We start from the raw sequence: 22,831 nt of genomic DNA, 5'->3' as shown, positions 1-22,831 counted from the left end.
TTTAACGATATACTTTTATGTAAGCGTTAACATTCTGTTGCTGGAGGTGGCTCTTATTCGTGTATGCTCGTATCATCACCCTAGTGAATAATCTTAAACTCAGAACGAAGTTATTTCTGTCATTTGGCTGTGTTGTGCTTATTCCAGTCTTAATTGTAGGACTGTTCCTCACTATTGAACTACGGAATATGGCAATGGCTAATGCGCTGGAGCAGATTACCGCTAACGTGGATCGGGTGAAGAAACGGACAGGCGAAATGCTTAACGTTCCGATCGACATCGCTTACCGTCTATCAAATGACAGCCGACTTGAAGAGGTAGCTAATCATCATTATGAATCTGTCTATGATGTCGTGGAAGCTTACTGGAATTATCCTGATTTCCGTGATTTTGTCCGACTGTACAACGAAGTTTCCAGCATCCGCTTGTATATTGATAATCCAACGATTCTAGACAACTGGGAGTTTCTACAGACGAGCGAGAATGTTACACAAGAGCAATGGTACCAAACTGCGCTCAATCAAAGAGGACTGGTGTGCTGGAATTATATACGGGATAACCGTAATGGACGTTATTATCTAAGTCTAATCCGAAAGTTGAATTTTTTTAAGGAGAGAACCACAGGGGTCCTAGTTGTGAATGTAAATACGAATAAACTAAATGCTATCCTTAACCAGGAATCATTTGAAACGCTTATTATGGATGAGAACGACAATATTGTCGCCTCCAATCGGGTAGATACACAAGATAAATCACTGACGAACATTGACCTCATAACCCTATCTGATACAAGTCAAGGTCCCCACAATGTAACCATTGACGGTAAACCTTTCAAAATGGTGATCGATCACTGGCAGCCAGGCGGAAGCTTGAACAGCCTGCGTATCATTTCAATTTTTTCTGTTGCAAGCATTGTCGATGAGCCCAACCAAATTATTTTCCTAGCATCAATTGTAGTTCTTTCGGCATTGTTTATGGCTATTCTCTTAATTTATTATGTCTCGCGACTACTCACTGGAAGGATACTGCATCTTAGCAAGCATATTTCGAAGGTCGCTTCGGGTAATTTAGAAGCCACGCTTGTTATTGACGGCAAAGATGAAATCGGTCAGCTCGCCAGACAATTTAATCATATGGTACGGAACATTAATGAACTAATGAGTGAGGTTCAAGAATCCAACCGACAGAAAAATGCGATCCAGCTTAAGCAAAATGAGATTAAGTTCAAGATGATGGCCAGCCAGATCAACCCCCACTTTCTCTTCAATGCCCTGGAATCAATCCGAATGAAAACCCTAGTTAGGGGACAAGCGGATATTTCTCAAGTCGTTCGACTGCTAGGGAAAATGATGCGTAAAAACCTTGAGGTTGGCAATGGGATGATCAGTCTGCAAAGTGAGCTTGAAACCGTAAGCTGTTATCTAGTCATCCAAAAATTCCGTTATGATGACAGACTCACGTATGAGCTTCATGTGGACCCAAGGGCGAACCCTTTACAAATCCCTCCTTTGATTATTCAACCTCTGGTAGAGAATTGTGTCATCCACGGACTTGAGAATCGAATAGATGGCGGCATGATCCGTGTAGAAATCCGCTTAGAAGACCATTATTTAAAGGTTCAGGTATCTGACAATGGAGCCGGTATCTCAAAAGCGCGAATACAAGAAATTATCAAAATGCTAGATCATAATGATGACTATGAAACTAATAGTATTGGGATTCGCAATATTCATTTACGGCTCCAGCTGACCTACGGCCCGCAATTTGGGCTAACTTTAACAAGTCAAATCGGATTTGGAACGCAAATCAGCTTTGCAATCCCATTAAGGAGTGATTCATATGTATAGCGTGTTAATTGTCGATGATGAGCAGGCGATTCGTGAAGGACTTGTTGCTTTGCTAGACTGGGAGAGTCTTGGATATCAGGTCGTTGATTCCGCAGCGAACGCCTTAGAGGCAAAGCATAAATATGACCTTTACTCCCCTGATTTAATGATCGTAGATATCCGTATGCCCGGTAGAGATGGTCTAGAGCTTGTTGAAGAGCTGAGAGCTCTCGATCCTGAAATGCATATCATTATCCTCAGTGGCTATGCTGATTTCAGCTATGCCAAGCGTGCGATGTTTTTTGGAATTGATAACTATTTGCTCAAGCCGGTGGATGAAGCTGAATTGCAGTCATACTTAGAAAATCTGTCCATTGAGCTGCATGCACGTATAACCCATCATAAGAAACAGGCTGCAGTTAAGGAATGGAGCCGGGAAATGCTGGTTCAATCCTTGCTATTGGATCGAAGCATGCAGACTTTACCCATATTGGAGGCAACCGTACGCGAAGCAGGACTCCTTTGGGATTCCTATCAGGTGGTCCTAATTCGGCTGCTACTTCAGGACAATTCAGACCACGGACCTTCAACGGTCATAAAGACAAGACTTACAAATAGTTTTGAAGAACATGGCTGGGGCATAGTATTGTTGCTAGATTCTTATTTGGGAGTTTTGCTGCAGCCCTCATTTCAGAAAGAGCTTGTACGTAAATTAATGGTCCAAAATATACAGGAAGTAGTATTTGAACATGGACTTGAATGTATCATCGCTGCAGGTGATATGGTGAACAACTTGGAGGATATCTCGGTCTCCCACCAATCTGCTCTTACAAGGATGAAGGAGCATTTTTTCTACGATGAACCGGAGATGATTGGACCGGATTCCATAAAAATAAAGAAAGAGCTGATAGTTAGTCCAGAGGAAATAGAGAACAGGCTGGAGTCCGTTGTGGAACGAATATTTTTTTGTATGGATACTGGCAGCAGTGCGTTACTCTTTACCCTGATTCAAGAAGCTGGAGAGCTTATGATTACCGCCGATTATTCCGAGATGAGCGTGAAATCGCGTTATGTGCGTATTGTCTCTCATCTACTAAATAAACTCTCTCTTCAATATAAGGAGCAGAGTCCTCTCCACAACGACATGGATGAGCAAATTGAACAAATATATAAACATACCTCTCTGCCTCAATTGCAACGGTATACCACCACTCTTCTGGAGCATTATGCAAAAGATATTGCCCGTGACGATATGGAGGTCTTCCTAAAGCGAATGCTGGACCTCATCCATCGGCATTATAATGAGAATCTTAAGCTTGATACGCTTGCGGATGTATTCAGTTACAGTAGCGCTTATTTGGGGAAGCTTTTTAAGAACAGCACGGGGTATTCCTTTAACAGTTATCTGGATAAAGTCCGCATGGAAAAGGCCAAGGAGCTATTAATTCAAGGCTACAAAATTCATCAGGCCGCAAACGAAGTTGGCTTCAGCGATGTGGATTATTTCCGTGAAAAATTTAAAAAGCTTGAAGGTATCTCTCCCTCAGACTACCGCAGAAAGAACTTGATTTAATTTTACTTTTTCAGAAAACGCTTACGAAAATGACGGATTCCCCCCTGTTTTTTATATGAAATATTCGGGTGTTTCCTACACTTTCTATAGATTATGATTATGGCATATCGAAGGAGGGACATAAATGAAAGCGATTACCTCAAAAGCTCAATCTGAGCCGAAGAAGTCAACCTCACGCTTTTGGCCAACTTTTTTACAGCAAAAATACCTCTATATGATGGCCTTTCCATTTGTGCTCTGGGCATTTGTATTCAATTATTTGCCTTTATGGGGATGGACAATGGCTTTTCAGAAATACAAGCCCGGGAAATCCTTTTTCGAGCAAAAATGGGTCGGCTTACAGTACTTCAGAGAGCTTATTCAGGATGATCAATTCTTCAATGCACTTCGCAATACGCTCGCAATGAGCATCATGGGCCTATTGGCCGGATTCATCATTCCCATCCTCTTTGCCATCCTTCTGAACGAGTTGCGACTACAGTTTCTAAAACGGTTTGTGCAGACGGTCTCGTATCTCCCCCACTTCGTATCATGGGTGGTGGCTGCCGGGATTATTACCAAAATGCTCTCTACCGATAACGGTGCGGTAAACGACCTACTGCTGGGTCTTCATCTAATCAGTGAGCCTATTCAATTTATGGCTAAAGGTCATTTATTCTGGGGAATCGTCACGGCTTCGGACGTTTGGAAGGAAACCGGATGGAACACCATCATTTATCTTGCAGCCATCTCAGGCATTGGTCCAGAGCTTTATGAAGCAGCGCGGGTAGATGGTGCAAGTCGCTTGCAGCAAGTGCGAAACATTACACTTCCAGGTATCCAGACAACGATCATTATTTTGCTCATCATTTCCATCGGGCATTTAATTAGTATTGGGTTCGAGAAGCAGTTCCTGCTCGGTAACAACCTGGTGCGCGATTATTCTCAGACACTGGATTTGTACGCGCTGAACTATGGTCTGGGCATGGGTCGATTCTCCTTCGGTACGGCCATTAATATCTTTAATTCTGTAGTGAGCGTGATTCTGCTGTTTGTCGCCAACGGGATATTCAAAAAAATAACAAAGGAAAGCATCATATAGGAGGCCCTTATGCTAAGTAAAAAACTGGCCACCGTATCATGGTCGGACCGTATCTTCGATCTGGTAGTCTATATAGCGATCACTGTAGTGACCATAGTTACGCTATATCCTTTTCTGAATGTGTTGGCCATTTCCTTTAATGACTCCACAGATAGCATTAAGGGTGGAATCACGATCTATCCTCGCGTCTTCACTTTTAAGAACTATGAGACGATCTTTGCGTATTCTGGTCTGATGACCGGACTCAAAATCTCGATCTTGCGTACGGTGATTGGCACGATTCTTGGGTTGGTCAGTGCATCCATGTTAGCTTTCACTCTGAGTCGGGTAGACTTTCAAGCCCGAAAGTTCGTCTCTACATTTCTCGCGCTTACAATGTATGTCTCTGGGGGTCTCATCCCTGGTTACATCTTAATCAAGGATCTTCATATGATAGGAACCTTTAGTGTGTATGTCCTCCCCGGTCTTGTCAGTGCATTTAATGTATTTGTTATCCGTTCCTTTATCGATGGCTTGCCCTATGCGTTGCAGGAATCCGCTAAGCTGGATGGGGCTAATGACTTCACAATTTATTGGCGGGTTATTCTTCCGTTGACCAAACCTGCGCTAGCAACCATCGCTCTCTTTTTAGCCGTTGGCCAATGGAATTCATGGCTGGATACTTATCTCTACAATGGTTCCAAGGATGCGTTGACTACCCTGCAATTCGAGCTTATGAAGGTCATACAGAGTACGACAACTAATGCGGACAATTTCCGAGGTCGCAATATGACGGAGGTTATGGCACAAATTTCTCCGGAATCCGTCAAAATGGCAATCACGATCGTAGTCACAGTGCCTATTCTAATCGTCTATCCATTTTTGCAGCGCTACTTTGTTAAAGGAATGACTTTGGGTTCAGTAAAGAGCTAATACGCTTATGGTATCAGCAGGCTCAGCCTGTATACACAATAATTTTTTGACCAGAAAAAGGAGGGTTTCTATTCATGACAAGAAAGACAGTAAAATCGCATGTGATATGGATGGTCATGACTTTACTGATCAGTGTACTGGCAGGTTGTAGCGGATCAAGTAACAAAACAGCAGATAACAACGTAGAAAATAAATCTACGAATGAAGTCAGTGCCACTGCAGAAGCTACCGCGGAAGCAACTGCACAAGCCGAAGATTTAAGCCCGCTGACACTCTCCTTCTTCGCAGAAGATCCAAATCCGAACTGGAACAATATGAAAGACGACATCAGTAAAGTGATTACAGAGAAAACAGGCGTCACACTCGATGCTGAATTTGCGGTAGGTGATCCACAACAAAAAATCGCATTGATCGCTGCTGGTGGTGATTATCCGGATATTATCTCCGCCAAAGCGGATATCGGTAAACTTGTAGACGCTGGAGCAGTCATCGATCTAACCGAATTCATCGACAAGTATGCACCTAATATTAAACGTGTACTCGGCGACAACCTTGCTCGGGCAAAATATACGAATGAAGACCAATCCATTTATGCCATTCCGACCTGGGCGGCAGTTGATGAGAAGAAATTTGTGGCTGGCGGCGGTTTTGAGCTTCAACATCGTGTCTTGAAGGAAGCCGGATACCCTGAAATCAGAACAGTCACCGATTATGAGAATGTAATTAAAGCCTATCTGGAGAAGCATCCAACTGATGAAAACGGCAATAAGAACATTGGAGTCTCTCTGAACGCAGATGATTGGCATATGTATATTTCTGTCACTAACCCTGCTGTTGCTACGACAGGTGGTTCGGATGACGGAGAATATTATGTTGATCAAGAGACCCATGAGGCGATTTACCACTTCCGTCGTCCGGAGGAGAAAGAGTATTTCCGCTGGCTGAATCATATGAATGACATCGGTTTGCTCGATAAAGAGAGCTTTGTGCAAAAATATGACCAATACAAAGCTAAAGTAGCCACTGGACGGGTTCTAGGTTTGATTGACCAGGATTGGGACTACAATGATGCTCAGCAGGCGTTGAAGACGGCAGGCAAGTTCGAACAAACTTACGGTCATTATCCGGTAACTTTAACGAAAGAATACAAGGAAACTAGCTTCTGGCCTACCGGCTTCATGGGTGGCTATGGCATCTCGATCTCCAGCACAAACCCAGACCCGATTCGTACAATTAAGTTCCTTGATTTCCTCGCTTCTGACGAAGGACAAATCTTGAACAATTGGGGAATTGAAGGTAAGCATTATGTGGTGGAGAACGGCAAACGGGTCGTTCCAGCAGATGTACAAGAACGTATCAACAATGACAATACAGCCTTCACTAAGGAAACCGGAATCGGCTTCTACTGGAATATGATGGTTCATTACGGAGACGGCGCTAAGGATGCAAGTGGTAATTATTACACTAAAAACTTCCCCGAACAACTTGTACTTGGGTATAGCGATGTCGAGAAAGAAACTTTAGCCGCCTACAAGGCAACAACTTGGAAGGATCTATTTCCGAAAGAAGAAGAATTCATTGAAAAAGCCTATGGTGCAGCATGGAATATCGCGATTCCAGGTGAAGATGAGGTCACCATTCTAGGCAACAAAATGAGAGATATTACATGGAAACGTATTCCGGAAGCCATTCTTGCCAAACCAGCAGATTTCGATAAAATCTGGGATGACTACATGGCAGCTTTAGAGAAAGCCGGCGTAGAAAAAATGGAGAAAGGTTACACCAAATACGTGCAGGATCGTGTTGCCTTATGGAGTAATAAATAAAAATACTCTGAGTCGTGCGGATGTCCGCACGGCTCTTTACGTTTCCCCCTACTCAACTTCCCAGAATAAATCACCTCCAAGAATGGCATTATAAGGTAGACGGTTCCGGTTTATTTAGGAGGATGAGGAAAATCAAAACAAATATTACGTTTATTCAAGCCATTATGATTATTATGCTGAGCACAGGCCTTCTAAATCATGTCATTATCATCCCCATCCTATTGGACGCGGCAAAACGTGACGCATGGATCTCAGTGCTGCTTGCTGGGGCATGTGCGCTAGTTTGGATCTTTATCCTGCACATTAGTACTACCAAAATCAAAAAGCAACATCTTTTCGCTTGGCTGGCAAAAGCTTACCCTCCTATCGTGAGCCATATTCTTTCGGTATTCGCTTGTGTATATTTGTTTCTCTTATGCATGCTTACAACTAGGGACACTGTCTACTGGGTGCATTTAACCTTCTCTCCAGAGACACCTATACTGGTCCTTACTTTCATATTGCTTTTAATTTCCGTAATAAATGCATATTTAGGTATTCACTCTCTCGCTAACACCGCTGGTATTTTGTTGCCTTTTGTTGTGATATTAGGTTTTTTTATAATGATCTCTAACACAACACATAAAGATTATTCCTTGTTAAGGCCGATGCTTGAGCACGGTATGCAGCCCGTTTGGAATGGGACAGTGTACGTAGGCGCAGGTTTTGTTGAGGTCATCATGCTTTTCTTTATGCAACACCACATCAAATCACGATTGTCATATCTATCGTTTATGATCATGATCCTGCTTATCTTAGGCCTAACGATGGGACCGATTATTGGTGCAATTGTTGAATTCGGTCCGGATGAGGCTGATAAACTCAGATTTCCCGCGTATGAAGAATGGAGATTACTAACGATTGGACGATATATTGAGCATCTGGACTTTTTTAGCGTTTATCAATGGTTCAGTGGTGCTTTTCTGAGAATTTCCTTAACCATGTTCCTTATTCTCGATATACTCCAAATTCAAAGTAAAAAAGTGAAAATGTTGGTTCTTGGGAGCATTTCTTTAACTATTGTAGTGTTCACAGCCATACCTTTTAGTGATCAATTTTTTCTGAGCATGTTAGCTCATTATGTACTTCCCTTTTCTTTATGGGGCGTACTCGCTTTTTCTGTAATTATTGCAGGGCTGATTAGCTTGGCTCAACGAAAGGGGAAAGTAACATCATGAAAGAGCCTGAGCAAAAGGAGTTAAATACGTTCGAGAATATGTTCTCACGAATATTTGGTTCAAGCTCAGACATTAAGAGACTGACTCTCTCTTTGTCTGACTCTGACAATGCCGTTCAACTGGTTTATTGCCAGGGGTTGTGCGACGAAATCAAAGTAGAAGAATACATCATACCCGAATTAAAAAAGATTCCGGAATCTATCCTCACATCCCATGAACTCGATCTCATGCAAAAGGTTCCGTTTCACATGACCACCCTTCCATCAAGTGAAATTGAAATTGAAAATTCAATGATTGACACTGTGCTGAGTGGTGATCTTTTCCTTCTATTTACGCCATCAAATCAAAGTTATCTCGTGAAATTAGCTGATCCTCCTAAACGACAACCTGAGGAACCAAATACGGAAGTGTCCACACGGGGGCCTAAGGATGGCTTTACGGAAGAATCATTTACCAATATTGCCCTTATTCGAAAAAGGCTCAAGACCGAATTATTAGCGGTTGAAGAATTCACGATTGGAACCCAAACCTCGACTGAAGTTCATCTTTTATATCTCAAGGAAACGATTAAGCCTCATGTACTTAATGAAATCAAGTCAAAACTAAACAGCATTCAAATCCAAGGATTGGTAAGTAGTACCCAGCTTGAAGAAAGTTTGACTAGATTTTCATTCTTTCCATTATTCTCATATACGGGCAGACCTGACTATGCAGCGAATTCAATTCTTCATGGAAAATTCGTGCTGTTAACGAATGGTTCACCTACTGTAATTATTGCGCCAGTGAGCTTTAGCTTCTTATTGAATACTTCGGAAGATGCACATATGGTAAATATCTTTGTTGCTTTTACTAGGTTATTAAGAGTCCTAGGTGTGATGCTTTCCCTGTTTTTACCGGGCTTTTGGATTGCGCTTACTACGTTTCACCAAGATCAAATTCCCTTTACACTGCTTGCAACATTAGTGAATTCGAGACAAGGCGTACCTCTTCCGGCTCCTCTGGAAGCAATTGTGATGCTCATTTTATTTGAGATTTTTCGAGAAGCCGGGATGAGATTACCTACCGCTTATGGCCAGACCTTATCGGTAGTTGGAGGTTTAATTATCGGTCAGGCAGCCATTAGTGCCGGCATTGCAGGCCCAGGTACGATTGTGGTTATAGCCATTTCAGTATTAGCTACCTTTACATTGGTGAACCAGTCATTAGTTAGCGTCGTTAGCTTGCTTCGAATTATTGTACTCTTTATCAGTGGGTTTCTAGGATTGTTTGGTACAATGACATGTCTGCTTTCGCTGGTGCTCTTTATGGTCAATTTACGTTCTTTCGGCACCTACTATCTTTCCCCTTTATCCCCGCTTCACTTGAAGGATTTTTATAAAGTTATTTTCAGAATGCCGTGGGGAAAAGGGAAATTTACAGACAATACGGGAACTAAAGGACGAGATCGATCATGAAATTGATCCGATGCATACTTATGACCGCTCTGCTCTCCACGCTGCTTACAGGTTGTTGGGGATCAAAAGAAATTGAGCATATGATCTATGTGAATACATTAGGAGTCGATTATGTAGATAACAAAGTCGTTGTTTATATTCAAATGGTTAACTTTAGTGGTATTGCGAAGAAAGAGGCGGGTCAGAGCCAGGAACAAAAAACTTTCATTGGAAAAGCCGATGGTGATTCGTTTGATAATGCGATATTCAATTTATATGCTACTAGTCCACAAAGAATTGTCTGGAGCAATGTGAAAACGATCGTATTTAGTGAAGCAGCGCTAAAGAAAACTAGCGTCATCAATCAAGTATTAGATGTATGGGATCGTTATTATGAATTTCGTTACACCGTTTGGACTATGGCGACCAACGAACCCATGGAAAAGGTGCTGAATACCTCTTCAATCGCTGATCTATCGGTGATTTACTCACAACTTAACAGTCCCATGCGAACCTATGAACAGAGCTCGATTATCGCTCCGCTATATCTGTACAAATTTATATGGAAATGGAGAGAGAAGGCCGAAACGGTGCTATTGCCTTATCTTAAGATTGCGCCAGACTGGACCAATAACCAAGCGCCTTCTCCCAATATTAGCATGACAGGGATCTGTTTTCTGCAAAATGATCAATTCCGTGGATGCTTGAAGTCTAAAGATATTTTAGGAGTTCGATGGCTGGAAAAAAAGACACAAAGAACGCCAGTGGTAATCAAAGATGACAAAAAAGTATTAGCTGTGATCGTCATGAACAAAGTTAAATTCTCTATTCGTCCCAAGATGAAGAATGGCAAACCTGTCTTCGATATTAAAGTGTCTATGCAGGGCACACTTCCGGAGTTGAGCGCAAACCTTAATCGAGATGATCTTGAACTGAAAGCAATAAAAGTAATTGACGATCAGATTAGGGAAACTTACTTGAAAGGTTTAGAAATAAATGCCGATGTATATGGACTCTCAGGCATATTCTATCGTAGCCTTCCAAAGGAGTGGAACAAACTGAATGATAAGGGAATCTTACCGCTCGATTCAAGCAGCATCGAAAAGATTGATATCAGAGTGAATCTGACCAGTGGTGGGATATCTAAAATTGAAAATGAATATTCTTATAAGTTTAGGCACTAGAGGCTGACGAACAACTTTTGATTATCAAAGGTTGTTCATTGGCCTCTTTTCTTTCATTAGCTTCCCCCTCAGAAGGAGGAAATCATTGTCACAACGAATTAACAATATATCAAATTCTTTTTAAACTGGTGGGAGGGCTAAGATGCTGTATATAAAGGATTTTTTGTTACAATTACTGTTTGCCCTAACCCCCTTTGTCCTTTATACCATCTACTATCGTGACAAAGCTGAAAATTATTCAAGGCAATTCATTACCATAACCTGTATGATTTGTCTTTTCATGTCGATGTCATTTCCATTTACTGTGGAGGATGGAATTATATTCGACATTCGTTATGTGATCATGTTTTTCGGAATGGTGTATGGTGGTATGACTACTGGAGTTTTTCTTCTCGTTGAATTTTTAACCTATCGCCTGCTTATAGGTGGGCAGGGACTATTTTCAGCGATCATTATTCTTTCCATCACCTTTAGCTTATCTGCGCTTTTATCCAACGTATACCGTCGCCGTTCCGAATACCGAAAACTTATTACATTCGTTGCAGGTTTTAGCTTTTCCGTCATTCCTATAGCTACGATGTTTGTAACGGAATATCAATATTCGATTCAGCATTTAAAGTTTAACATCCTGGTGATGCCAGTACTAAATTTCCTTGGAATTTGGATATTGATTTCTCTTTTTAATAAAGCAGTATCTGATAAGGAATTGTATTTGAGGTATCTACAAAGTGAAAAATCTGAAACGATTGCTCATGTAGCCGCTTCACTAGCCCATGAAGTCCGTAATCCACTTACAGCCGTTATGGGTTTCTTGAAATTATTAAAGGACGATTCTATCACCAGAGAAAAGAGTCAGAAATATATTGCTATTTGTCTTGAAGAAATTAAGCGGACTGAGGTTATTCTTTCTGAGTATCTTTCGATAGCTAAACCAAATCATGCAGTGGTAGAGAAAATTGAACTTGTGCAGCAGATCAACTCGATTGTAGAGATTATGACCCCGTACGCCATTATGAATAACGTCTCTTTGGAAATGCAACATTTGGAGGATAAACTATATATCTCTGCAAATCCTACTGAAATCAAACAACTGTTCATTAATTTTATAAAAAACGCGATTGAAGCTTGCGCTGTTCTCGCAACAGGTAATGTAAACATTCGTATCGAACGTCAATCCGAATATGCAAAAATAACAATCATTGATGATGGAGTCGGGATGAGCAACGAGCAGATGGAGCGACTTGGAATCATTTATTTTTCAACTAAAAGCAAAGGAACAGGATTAGGACTTACCCTTTCTTATCAATTCATCCGTTCGATGAACGGTGATGTAACTGTACGAAGTAAATCAGGAGAAGGAACTGAATTCATTCTCACTTTACCTTTGACTAATTAATATCGGAAAAATGTTCCAACAAAGCAAAAAAGACGCTCAGCTCAAACTTAGCGTTTGAACCGAGCATCCCGCTGAATCATTTAGTTCATAAAATTCAAGTATTGTAAAATTTGTTTAATCATCACCGCTGCCTCAGCACGTGTTGCTGCATCTTGCGGAGCAAATGTTGTTTCTGTTTTACCTTTGATAATTCCTTTGGCTGCTGCTTCTGTTACTGCTTGGGTAGCGTAACCTGAGATGCTAGCTTGATCGGTAAATGGAGTGCGCAATTGAGCTTCTGCTCTATGCTCTCCTTGCACAAGCTGAACAGCGTTCATGATCATCACGACCATTTGCTCTCTCGTAATTCGTGAATCCGGACTGAATTTCGCTTCACCAACGCCTTGAACCAAACCTAGTTTTGCTGCTGTGTTCACATCCTGTGCATACCACGCAGTTGTATTAACATCTGCAAACACATTCGATAGCGACTCTGTCGATAACCCTAGTCCTCTTACCAGTAGTGCTGCAAATTGAGCACGTGTAACTTGGCCTGCTGGTGCAAACGTCCGGTCTGACATTCCGTTAATGATCAGTTTAGAGGCTAAGGTCTCAACATCCTTTAGTGCCCAATGTCCCATCATATCATCGAATGTTTTCTTGTTCTGAACGATCGCGTATACGCCATTTGCTTGACTGAATATGGAGACTTCAGTCTTACCGTTCTTCACGGTGAACACCGATGGCACGAAGCGCATTTGTCCTGTAATCGGATCAAATATAACAGCGGTCGCAGTCGCTGGATCTTGAGTAACGCCATCCATATTTATGACATGTGTCATAAACGGATTTCCAAAGCGTTGAAGCTCTTCTTCTTTATCATTCGATTTTAGAATGACTTTGTACGCGATGATGTCACTTACCCGCTTCAATCCTTGTTCTAATTTGGATTGTTCAAACTTCTGCTCATGCTGTGAAGTCGCTTGATCCATTCGAATGATCAAAGTTGCACCCGTAACTTTAGCTGCTTTCTCAAGTTCTTCACGATTTAGACTGGCAAGCGGAAGTTCATAACTGCCTAAATGGCCTCTTAGTGTTATGATTGTGTCCTTATTCGCTTTCATACTGTTGTACAAGACATCCAATGGCAGATTGACTGCATTCCATGAAATCATTCCCGGAATCTCGATGTCAAGATTAGGACTTCCTGTTGCTTGGTTAAGTGCTTCTAATTTCTTCGCTAAAGCTTCCTTATCAATGTTAATGGTCAGGCTCGTTGTTCCGTTCTGTGCATTTTCATTTTGTAGTTCTATACCAGTTGGCACATAACGATGTGGATCTTCTTTTGTAGGAGGGGTCGATGGTGTAGGTGTAGAACTCGTTGATGTCGTTGGGTTGCCTGGATTTGTTCCTGGGCTTAGAGTAGGCTCTGGGCTGTCATTTTGACCGCTTATCATAATCTCTTTTATTCCGTAAACTGTGGTGTTATCAACGGATGCTGCAACGACTTTCACAACGCCGTTCTTCGCAGCCGTCAACAACCCGTTTGTATTGATGATTGCTTTATCCGCTACAGTTTTTCCATCTGCTTCATAGACCGCCCACGTAACGGTTTTGTTCGTAGCATTAGCCGGTTGGACTTCCGCTTGTAACTGCAGCGTTCCTTTCGTCACTTCAATGGACGACGATGCGCTCGTAATCGAGATGGATTGTACTTTTACATGTTGATTCTTTGATGCCTCGAATACTTGAAGATCTGAATTTAAATCCAATGTTGCTTGTTCTAACTCAGTCTGGGTAGCTGAATCATTGTCAAGCACTTGCTGTGCTTCCATGATCGAATCCAATAATTTCTGTTTTGATCCAATCGGATACTGACTGACGTCCATTCCTTCCAAGGCTACATCATGAATGGCTTGAGCATCTGCGATACGCGCTGCAAGTTGTGCTCTATAAACATCCTCACTTACGATTACATTCGCAACAGCTGGAATCACCGTGCCGTCTACCACTCCACGCACGCTAAAGCTACCCGCTTCGGCATACTGTGAAGGATCGATTACGCCCCATACAACTGATTTATCTTGGGTTGTTCCATCGCTGTACACAGCCGTTACGACTGTTGGCAGCACTGGTGGAATTCCGGTCACCGTAGCTACATTGACTGGCATGATATTTGTAATCACTGGTGCGGCTACACGCACCCATTTCGCATAAAGAGTAATATCATTTGTTGGGACCGTATCAATAGTGAAATCCCATACTGTACTTAGTGCTTCGTCTTTATACCAATTTACAAACTTAAATCCTTCCCGAGTCGGTTCTGCAGGTGCAGTGATTTTCGTTCCGACTTCAGCCCCATACAAGGAAGAAATCGAACTTCCTCCATTACTGTTGAAGTTAATAGTCGTACCGGTATTGAGTTGGGAAACTTTCCACTCATCTTGCCAACTTATCGCAACTCTGCGATTCTCATTATCGAGTTCGAGCGGAAGCCAAACATATCTGGAATCACTCAGATTATTCGGGTACCAGCGATCGGCCATAAAGATAAATTTATTCGGCACGAGAGCGCCATTACCATCCCGATAAGGCAGTACAAATGTGCTTTGACTTCTGAAGGTAGTACCATCATAGTCGTTAACCATAGGATCGCCTTTATATTCCCACGGTCCAAACATTCCTTGAGTGGAGACGTGGTATTCGGCCCGATTAGGGTTCCAACCGGTCAAGCCGGACGAAATCATATAATAAGCACCGTCTTGTTTGAAAATAGCTGGCGCTTCTCTCTTGTAGCTAAATGCTCTCACATAGTGAGTTCCTTCTAAGGTTTCACCCTTCTCATTCTGAGCTGGACCTGTGTAATCATCATTCAACATCATGATCACGGTCGTTACATTTTCTTCGGAAGAATAAACCAAGTAGGCTTTATCATGCGTTGCTTCATTGCCATCTTCATCGACATACAAGGTCATATCTCGAAGCATTCCTTCATTGCCATCTTTATCACCTACATTTGGCAATCGGGATGTGCCAAGATATTTGAATGGTCCCGTCGGCGAATCGCTGACAGCAACACCACCTTCTGCTGTCCAATATTCACCAGCAATCGGCCCGTCTTGATGCCACCACATTACATAAGTGTTGTTCTTCTTGTTGTAGACGACTTTAGGACGCTCGACAACCTTATCCCAGTTGAAATTTTTATACATCTTTTGCTTCTCTTCATTCGAATAATTCACATACAGCGCATTTAACTCAGCGATTCGAGCCGGTGAATTGTGCTTACTGAGTGTATTGTTCGGCGCTTTCATGTTACCTGTGTAATCTTCATCTTTATTTTTAATTTCTACTTTCCTATCCGGATCATATGGTACCCCGCTATTCTTGTACGTTTCAGAATTTTCATCCAGATATAATGGAAGATCATTTCCAGCCGTCACTACATCTTCGCCAAGTTGAGGGTTATTGAAGACAGGCAATACGATGCCTTCATTTTGCCATTTGTACAAATCTTTAGACGAATATGCGTGAACTCCAGTAGGAAGATAACCTTCCGTCTTGTCTTCACCGTACCAGTAATATGTCTTGTTCTTTTCGTTATACAGAATACCTCCGCCATGCGCTTGAATCGGCACACCTTCCGTATCCAGCCATACTTCACCGCTCTTAATGGAACTTCTATTATTTACAGTCAAATAGACGTTATATAAATCGTTTATCTGCTTGGTGTAATGCGAAATGCTTTCTTCGGTTAAATCACTAAGATCACCCATCGTTGTGATTTGCTTTTCTATCGCAGCTTCCACCTTTGGACTAATAGATGACAATGTAAGCAAGTGATCGATTGCTGCTTGTAGTTTACTAGTATCAAAAGTCGCTGTTTGTTTTTGACTTACTGCAATTTCTGCTGTACTGAGTGTGTTACCGTCACCGCCAGTAGTTATAGCCTGAATCGCAATATATCGAGCTTCAACTGATTTGATTGTTGCAGATTGAACACTCGAGCTATAGTCATCAAAAGAGCCATTTGCTGCAAATTTAAAATTGTCGTCCAAATAAGCTTGCGTACCGACAGCGTCAGCAGGTAAATTCTTCAGGTTCGCATTGCTGTAATAGATTTTGAACTGTTTGATGCGGCCATTCGCCTTGTCTAGTCTTGGTGTAACAAGCACCTTCCCAACGTCAGGAACGCTCTCTCCCAGATCTATAACGATATAATCGCCCGATTTGTATTTCCGTCCATTCTTATCCCAGTTAGATTCGTAAAAGGTCGAAATATCGTTATCTACCATTAGACTAGCTGGATTCGCATGATAGGCTTCTGGTGTATAGAAAAGGCTCATTCCCTTAATATTTTGATTACTGTTTTGAATATTGGATATTTCAGTGAAGATAAGACTGGCAAATTTCACGATCTCTTCTTGAGTCGCTGATGCGCTCTTCAGCAAAGTATCAGCTTGAATAAGAATCGCGTCCAGATTCTTGAAGTAAGACTCATCTTTCTCAGAATTTGATTTGAACTTCTCTGCAGCTTGAATTGCGCTGTCTAAGCTGGAGAAATCCACTTTATATCCCTGCTTGTTAAAAATATTGATCTCTGCAGCAGATGCATATTGCTTACCTGCATCGCTTCTCGATTCAAGTGCAGTAAATCTAACATATTTAGCACCCTGTGCATTAAAGGTTGCTGTTTTCTCTGTCTTATCGGCATTCCAAGTTCCTTTTGCAACTACTTTGGTGAATTTATCACCATCGTCACTTACAGAAACTTCGAACTTAGTGATTACACCATTCCAGTCCGCATCCTGTCGTGGCAAATATTGAAGTTTATAGATACTGTTATATGCTTTACCGAGATTATAAGTAATGGAATGCGGAAGTGTAGAATATTCGTTGTTATATGCTGTATGCCATTTAGTCAAAATATCGCCATCAATAGTTTTCTCCGGTCCATCCTCAGATGCGGAATTGTCAGACGTTGCCTTCATCTGGCTTTGTGGGATAAGACCTTGGCCTAAAACGCTATATTCAACGTTCAGCTTGTAAACGATTTGTATGATCTCTTCCTGTGTTACTAAAGTGTTCTTTTGAACAACTTTGGCTTCATCCACCAAATCTTGCAAATGCGATACATTTACATTTACGTTATTAGCTGAGATATAGTCTTCTGCTCTAGAAATTGCATTAGCGAGTAGAGTCGTATCAACTGTGAAATTGGACTTTCTCATAATATTTATCTCTGCAGCCGACGCGTACTTTGCTCCAGACCCATTACTTTCATCTACCTTTAGCCTTACAAACTTCGCTTTTCGCGAAGAAAACGTTGCAGTTTTTTCAGATTTATCGTTCTTCCAGGTTCCTATCGCAACCGGTGTGAAGTTATCGCCATCCAAACTAACTTCAATGGTAAACTTCGTTACGATACCGTTCTCATCTTTATCTTGCCGAGGCAAATAGCTCAGCTTGTAGACATCATCATATTGCGCTCCAAGATCATAAGTAATCGAATGCGGTCCCGCATTATAAGGTTCCCATGTTGTGTGCCAAATCGTCCAATTATTCCCATCCAATGTTCTTTCAGCTTCTTCACCAGACTGAGCACTACTTGCGGTTACCGTCATATCGTTTTGAGGAATAAGTAAGTTGCTTGTAAAAGAAGCTCCATCAATTACGAAAGTTGTAATGGATTTCGCGCTAACCGTCGCTTGCAGCATTTTATCCAAAACAGGAATTTTGCCCTTTTGTACGACATTCTCAGTCGCGGAAGAAACATAAGGCGTTGCATCCCCAGTGACCGTATCGAACTGTGACAAATCTAAAGAAATATTTTGACTGGTTACATTTGGATTTCTATATACAATATGAACTTTATTAGTTGAAGGATCATATGCAGCTAAGGTGTTATCATCATTGTCCCCAATGAAGTTGGAGCCCTGTGGAATAAATTTGCTGAATTGCTGCATGGCGTAATACTTCTTCGTATACCACCATTCTTGCGTGTCGAAATCCGCGTGAAGGAGACCCCAGTTCATGTTCTCCTTATCCTTCTGCATGTTCTTCTCGCTTTCAAACGCTTGCCAAGTAATCCAAGCCTTAGGCTCTAACCAAGTAATGTCTGTCATAATTCTTTCTGCCAATGCTAGTGCTGGCTCGAAATCATCGTGATCGTGCGCAATCCCAGAAGGACCTAAGTCTACTTCAGACATCCATAACGTCTTGCCTGCTTCTTTGGCGGCATCTCTAATCTCGGCACGCTTTGACCCACCGTAGGAGTGGGTATTCATTTTACCAATATTACTTTTTGTTGTCTCATCATAAGAATTCCAGTTACTAACAAAGGTATCCAGGATGGATTCATCCATGGCAGCAATTTGTACAGATTGTAGATTAGCTGCATCCAATTTAGCGCGTGTTGCATTAATGATCTTCATTTGGGAAGCAACATCCCAATGGGAACCCTCTTGCCCTCCTCCAAATCCCCAATAATTCGTACTTGGTTCATTCACTGGTGAAAGATAATTGAAATCGACATTCCATTCTTCTTTAAAATGCTTAACCACTTCTGTCAAATAGTTAGCAAAATTTTCGTACTCATCCGGTTTCAAATTGTCTTTCGACGACTCCCAATGACCAGTCGTACTTCCACTGACCGTCATATAATACGGCGCAGAATTTGAGAATGCTTCCAGAATATTGGCGCCTCGTTCTTTAACCGCCTGCAGCCACCAACGCTGATTAGCATCTTGGGCCCAATCAAATACTCCAGGTGATGGCGAGAATCCGGGCACATCCCCTCCTTGGCGCATCGAATTGTAAGCAGGATTCTCTCCGCCGCCTATATTATATCTGGCAATATTAAAGTTTAATCCGTCTGGAGAATATAGTGCATCAGCCATTGCTTCTTTGACTTTATCGTTCCAACCGCCAGTGATATTACCGAACCAAGCAAGTGAGGTTCCCCATCCTTCCCAAGATTGCTGCATATGGTTTGGATCTAGTTTAATCGTAGTATTCGCTGCATCTACCTTCTGGCCTGTTAAACCCATAAACATAGGTACAACCAAAGAAATAGAAAGAAAAGAAATAAATAACCTTCGTTTAGCTGTAGTGATCATCCAAATTACCCCCTTCTCATAAAAATAATCATAGAAACCACTTCGTAACTATCTTCCGATCAACCTTGCAAACTATTTTTTAGATTCCACACACCTCCTTCATAGAATGTAAACGGTTACAAACATGCATAAATCAACTATTCTATCACTCACAAATAGGATTTGGTTGCCCCAACCTTATCCATTGAGGCAACTGCTATCCGTCTCTAATTATGCTCTACGAATTGTAAATTCAAAATCCAAATCTTTTGATGGATCAATTAGATATTCATCAAGAACTGGCGCTCCCCAGCTGTCATCACCGCCAACGCCCATTTGCCGACCGGCAATCGTAACAACGGTATGATGAATGTTCGGCAGCTCATATTGATGCGTCGCACTCTCCAGCTCCATTGCCGAATATGGCGATATGTTGGCTTCAACAGGGGCTGAGACTGGTGAGGATATTATAATCCCTTGACCAAGATCGTTGGTTATCGATACTTCGCGTACACCTGTACGGTTGCCCGATTCCTGCGGTACCAAATAGGACGATACATTGTCCACCGCATGATTCTGAAAGCGACACAATCTCGCGCCAAAGGAACGGTCAATATAATTTTCTTCTGGTCCATTCGCATACCAATTTAGCTGGTAATAATCCGCTGGTACCTTAAAGGTTAAAGCAAAGAGGGGAAACTTCGGTAAACCCGGCTCTCCATAGTAGCTTGATTTCACCTTTATGCTCCCATCGGAGAACACCGTGTATGTCACACTTACTCGCACTCCCTCTGACACACTCAGTTTATATACATAGGTCACAGTCGCTTGGTCTTCTTCTTCCATAAGCTCGAAGCTTAAGGTTCTTCGGCTCAAACTTGCTGCATACCAAGCGGAAGAGTCGAAATGCATTCCCGCACCCTTGTCGTTATCTGTCATCGCTCTCCAGAAGAGCGGTGCCGGCGGCGAAGAGATCATTTCTCTTCCTGAATATTTAACGGAGATTAATGTACCAGCCTGCTTCGAGAACATTACGGAGAAGTCACGACCGTGAACGCCAATATTTACATCCCCTTCAACTACGCGAAAATCATTCAGGGCAGGAGTTACCTTAGGATGGATGGAGTTCATATCAGTCAATGTGCTCTCCACTTGAAAAACATGCTGTCCAAAAGCGATTTCATAACCAGCGTTCGCCCATAATGAATCTTCCTTGAGCACGAGAGAAACATCTAAACTATACTCACCAGACTGATTAGTCTCTGGTAAATCAAGTTCTACATAACTTTCTTCTCCGGGTTTCACCTGGACGTATACAATACCATGATGGAATTCCCTGCCCTCATAATTCAGACAATAGTTCAATTTATACGCATCCAAGTTAACAAATAAATTCTCATTTCTGATGGTAACGCCGTGGCAATCCGGGGACAGTTTGACGTTCTGATACAGAAATTTCACTTCTTGCATTTTCGGAGACCATCTCCGATCCGCATACACAATTCCGTTTCCGGAGAAGTTATAATCGGTTGAGCGGTCATCAAAGTCTCCACCATAAGCCATGTAGGGCTTGCCATATCGATCATTTTTTACAATAACCTGATCCATGAAGTCCCAGATAAATCCACCCTGGTACATTGGATACTTCTGCTCTAGCTCTGTGTATTTATGCAATCCTCCGACAGAATTACCCATCGCATGCATGTACTCACAGCTAATATATGGCTTTAATGGATTATCTTTTAAATACATTTCAATATCTGCTGCTTTCGCATACATCCTGCTTTCCATATCACTCGCATCATCATAATCCCGGTTATGGAACACCCCTTCGTAATGAACCAACCGCGTAGTGTCCTTCTCTCGAAAATAATTCGCTACATTCCGGATGACTTCTCCGGCAAAAGACTCGTTGCCACAGGACCAAATCAGAATCGATGGATGGTTCTTATCTCTCTCCACCATGGAAATCGCACGATCCATTACGATATCCTGCCATTCAGGCTTACTGCCCGGTATGTTCCAAGACGGTTCTACAATGCCCATTTTTTGCCATGATCCATGCGACTCTAAATTCATCTCGTCAATAACATACACACCGTATTCATCACACAGTTCGTACCAGAGTGTTTCATTTGGATAGTGCGACGTCCGTACAGCGTTGATATTCGCCTGTTTCAAAGTCTTTATATCCCATAACATATCTTCTTTCGTAATGCTGCGACCGAAACGGGAATTAAACTCGTGCCGGTTGACACCTTTGAATACAATACGTTTACCATTTAGATGCATAATCTTATCTATCATCTCGAATTTTCGAAAACCAACCTTTTGCGGCACGACTTCTACAAGATCCCCAGATAAGTTGAAGACAGATACGTAAAGGGTATACAAATGGGGATCTTCTGCACTCCACAGATGAACCTTTGATGCTTCAAGCATCAGCGAAACACTATCACCTGAAACACCTGTCTCACCACGAACTACAAGATTTCCTGCTTTATCCTTAAGCTCTAAAAGAACTTTCGAAGCTGGCCCACCCATCATCTGCAAATCAGCTATCAGCGTTCCCTGCTCAAAATTCTCATCCAGATCAGTTTGAACGTGGAGATCCCGCACATGAACATTCGGCACAGTGTATAGATACACGTCACGAAAAATTCCGGAAAAGCGCCAGAAATCCTGATCCTCCAACCAACTTCCGGTACTGCGCTGATACACCTCAACCGCAAGCTTATTCTCACCTGCCGTCAAGTACGGTGTCAGATCAAATTCACTAGGCGTAAAGCTATCCTCGCTATAGCCAATAAATTCCCCATTTAGCCAGATATAAAAAGCAGATTCAACTCCCTGAAAAGAGATATACACTGGACGTTGCTCCCAGCCCGCAGGCACTTCAAAATATTTCACATAGCTGCCTACTGGATTGTGATCTTCGGATATCATCGGAGGTCTAAGATGCTCATGACCATCCCATGGATACATCGTATTCACGTACTGAGGCTGCCCAAAGCCCTGAAGCTGGATATGCCCAGGAACCTCAATATCATCCCATCCTCTACAGGACACGTTCTCCTTATAAAAATGCGCCTGTCGTTCCATAGCATTGTGAGCATAGCTAAATTTCCAGCTTCCGTTCAGGCTATAGCGCCAATGCATTTCTCCGAGTCCTTCAGCTTCAAGTTCCGTCTCGTAATACCGATGATCGGAGTGCGCGTGTGTTCTGCCTACTGCATAAATGGAAGGGTCTGACAACCATTCCAGACTTGGAGCGACGCCCCGTTCAACCTGCTGCTTCATCTAAATT

The 22,831-nt window shown here is 42.2% G+C and carries 11 protein-coding genes; 9 read left to right on the top strand and 2 right to left on the bottom strand.

All coding sequences use genetic code 11. The features are described from left to right. Positions 1-59: 59 nt before the first annotated feature. From CA600_RS02555 to CA600_RS02515, 9 genes are all read left to right on the top strand, one after another. Complete coding sequence (locus tag CA600_RS02555; protein WP_094868770.1) at positions 60-1,847, top strand: cache domain-containing sensor histidine kinase; 1,788 nt, start codon at positions 60-62, stop codon at positions 1,845-1,847. Further along, positions 1,840-3,399 carry a response regulator transcription factor gene (locus CA600_RS02550; protein WP_094868769.1) on the top strand — a complete coding sequence of 520 codons (1,560 nt, stop codon included), beginning with the start codon at positions 1,840-1,842 and terminating at the stop codon, positions 3,397-3,399. Before CA600_RS02555 ends, CA600_RS02550 begins: the two co-directional genes overlap by 8 nt. A 124-nt stretch (positions 3,400-3,523) precedes the next feature. Then, positions 3,524-4,480, top strand: coding sequence for an ABC transporter permease (locus tag CA600_RS02545; RefSeq protein WP_094868768.1), 957 nt, complete (start codon positions 3,524-3,526; stop codon positions 4,478-4,480). A 9-nt stretch (positions 4,481-4,489) separates the two neighbouring features. Then, a complete protein-coding gene (locus tag CA600_RS02540; RefSeq protein ID WP_094868767.1) occupies positions 4,490-5,392 on the top strand; it encodes a carbohydrate ABC transporter permease in 903 nt (300 codons plus the stop codon). 74 nt (positions 5,393-5,466) lie between these two features. Beyond that, positions 5,467-7,218, top strand: a complete 1,752-nt coding sequence (locus tag CA600_RS02535) for an ABC transporter substrate-binding protein (RefSeq protein WP_094868766.1) — start codon at positions 5,467-5,469, stop codon at positions 7,216-7,218. Positions 7,219-7,340: 122 nt separating this feature from the next. Continuing rightward, positions 7,341-8,435 (top strand): GerAB/ArcD/ProY family transporter, encoded by a 1,095-nt coding sequence (locus CA600_RS02530; protein WP_094868765.1) that lies wholly within the window; start codon positions 7,341-7,343, stop codon positions 8,433-8,435. After that, the gene (locus CA600_RS02525) at positions 8,432-9,889 is read left to right on the top strand and encodes a spore germination protein (protein ID WP_094868764.1); all 1,458 of its coding nucleotides are present in this window, start codon (positions 8,432-8,434) and stop codon (positions 9,887-9,889) included. The genes CA600_RS02530 and CA600_RS02525 overlap by 4 nt, the downstream gene beginning before the upstream one ends. Continuing rightward, entirely contained in the window at positions 9,886-11,052 is a 1,167-nt protein-coding gene (locus CA600_RS02520; protein ID WP_094868763.1) for a Ger(x)C family spore germination protein, read from the top strand. Before CA600_RS02525 ends, CA600_RS02520 begins: the two co-directional genes overlap by 4 nt. Before the next feature lie 142 nt (positions 11,053-11,194). After that, the gene (locus CA600_RS02515) at positions 11,195-12,448 is read left to right on the top strand and encodes a sensor histidine kinase (protein ID WP_094868762.1); all 1,254 of its coding nucleotides are present in this window, start codon (positions 11,195-11,197) and stop codon (positions 12,446-12,448) included. Positions 12,449-12,528: 80 nt separating this feature from the next. On the opposite strand, the gene CA600_RS02510 is transcribed toward CA600_RS02515, so the two are convergent. Then, the gene (locus CA600_RS02510) at positions 12,529-19,545 is read right to left on the bottom strand and encodes a discoidin domain-containing protein (RefSeq protein WP_094868761.1); all 7,017 of its coding nucleotides are present in this window, start codon (positions 19,543-19,545) and stop codon (positions 12,529-12,531) included. A gap of 210 nt (positions 19,546-19,755) precedes the next feature. Next, on the bottom strand, positions 19,756-22,824 hold the full coding sequence (locus CA600_RS02505; RefSeq protein WP_094868760.1) for a glycoside hydrolase family 2 TIM barrel-domain containing protein: 3,069 nt from the start codon (positions 22,822-22,824) through the stop codon (positions 19,756-19,758). Positions 22,825-22,831: the final 7 nt, after the last annotated feature.

Origin of the sequence: Paenibacillus sp. VTT E-133280 (assembly GCF_002264385.1) — a bacterium.
Classification (GTDB): domain Bacteria; phylum Bacillota; class Bacilli; order Paenibacillales; family Paenibacillaceae; genus Paenibacillus_AQ; species Paenibacillus_AQ nitricinens.
The sequence above is the reverse complement of the archived record's forward strand: the minus strand, read 5'-3'. Positions and strand labels throughout refer to the sequence as shown.

Coding starts and splice junctions, on each gene's coding strand:
- CA600_RS02550 (WP_094868769.1), top strand. CDS start 1,840: ATGTATAGCGTGTTAATTGTCGATGATGAGCAGGCGATTCGTGAAGGA.
- CA600_RS02545 (WP_094868768.1), top strand. CDS start 3,524: ATGAAAGCGATTACCTCAAAAGCTCAATCTGAGCCGAAGAAGTCAACC.
- CA600_RS02540 (WP_094868767.1), top strand. CDS start 4,490: ATGCTAAGTAAAAAACTGGCCACCGTATCATGGTCGGACCGTATCTTC.
- CA600_RS02535 (WP_094868766.1), top strand. CDS start 5,467: ATGACAAGAAAGACAGTAAAATCGCATGTGATATGGATGGTCATGACT.
- CA600_RS02530 (WP_094868765.1), top strand. CDS start 7,341: ATGAGGAAAATCAAAACAAATATTACGTTTATTCAAGCCATTATGATT.
- CA600_RS02525 (WP_094868764.1), top strand. CDS start 8,432: ATGAAAGAGCCTGAGCAAAAGGAGTTAAATACGTTCGAGAATATGTTC.
- CA600_RS02520 (WP_094868763.1), top strand. CDS start 9,886: ATGAAATTGATCCGATGCATACTTATGACCGCTCTGCTCTCCACGCTG.
- CA600_RS02515 (WP_094868762.1), top strand. CDS start 11,195: ATGCTGTATATAAAGGATTTTTTGTTACAATTACTGTTTGCCCTAACC.
- CA600_RS02510 (WP_094868761.1), bottom strand. CDS start 19,545: ATGATCACTACAGCTAAACGAAGGTTATTTATTTCTTTTCTTTCTATT.
- CA600_RS02505 (WP_094868760.1), bottom strand. CDS start 22,824: ATGAAGCAGCAGGTTGAACGGGGCGTCGCTCCAAGTCTGGAATGGTTG.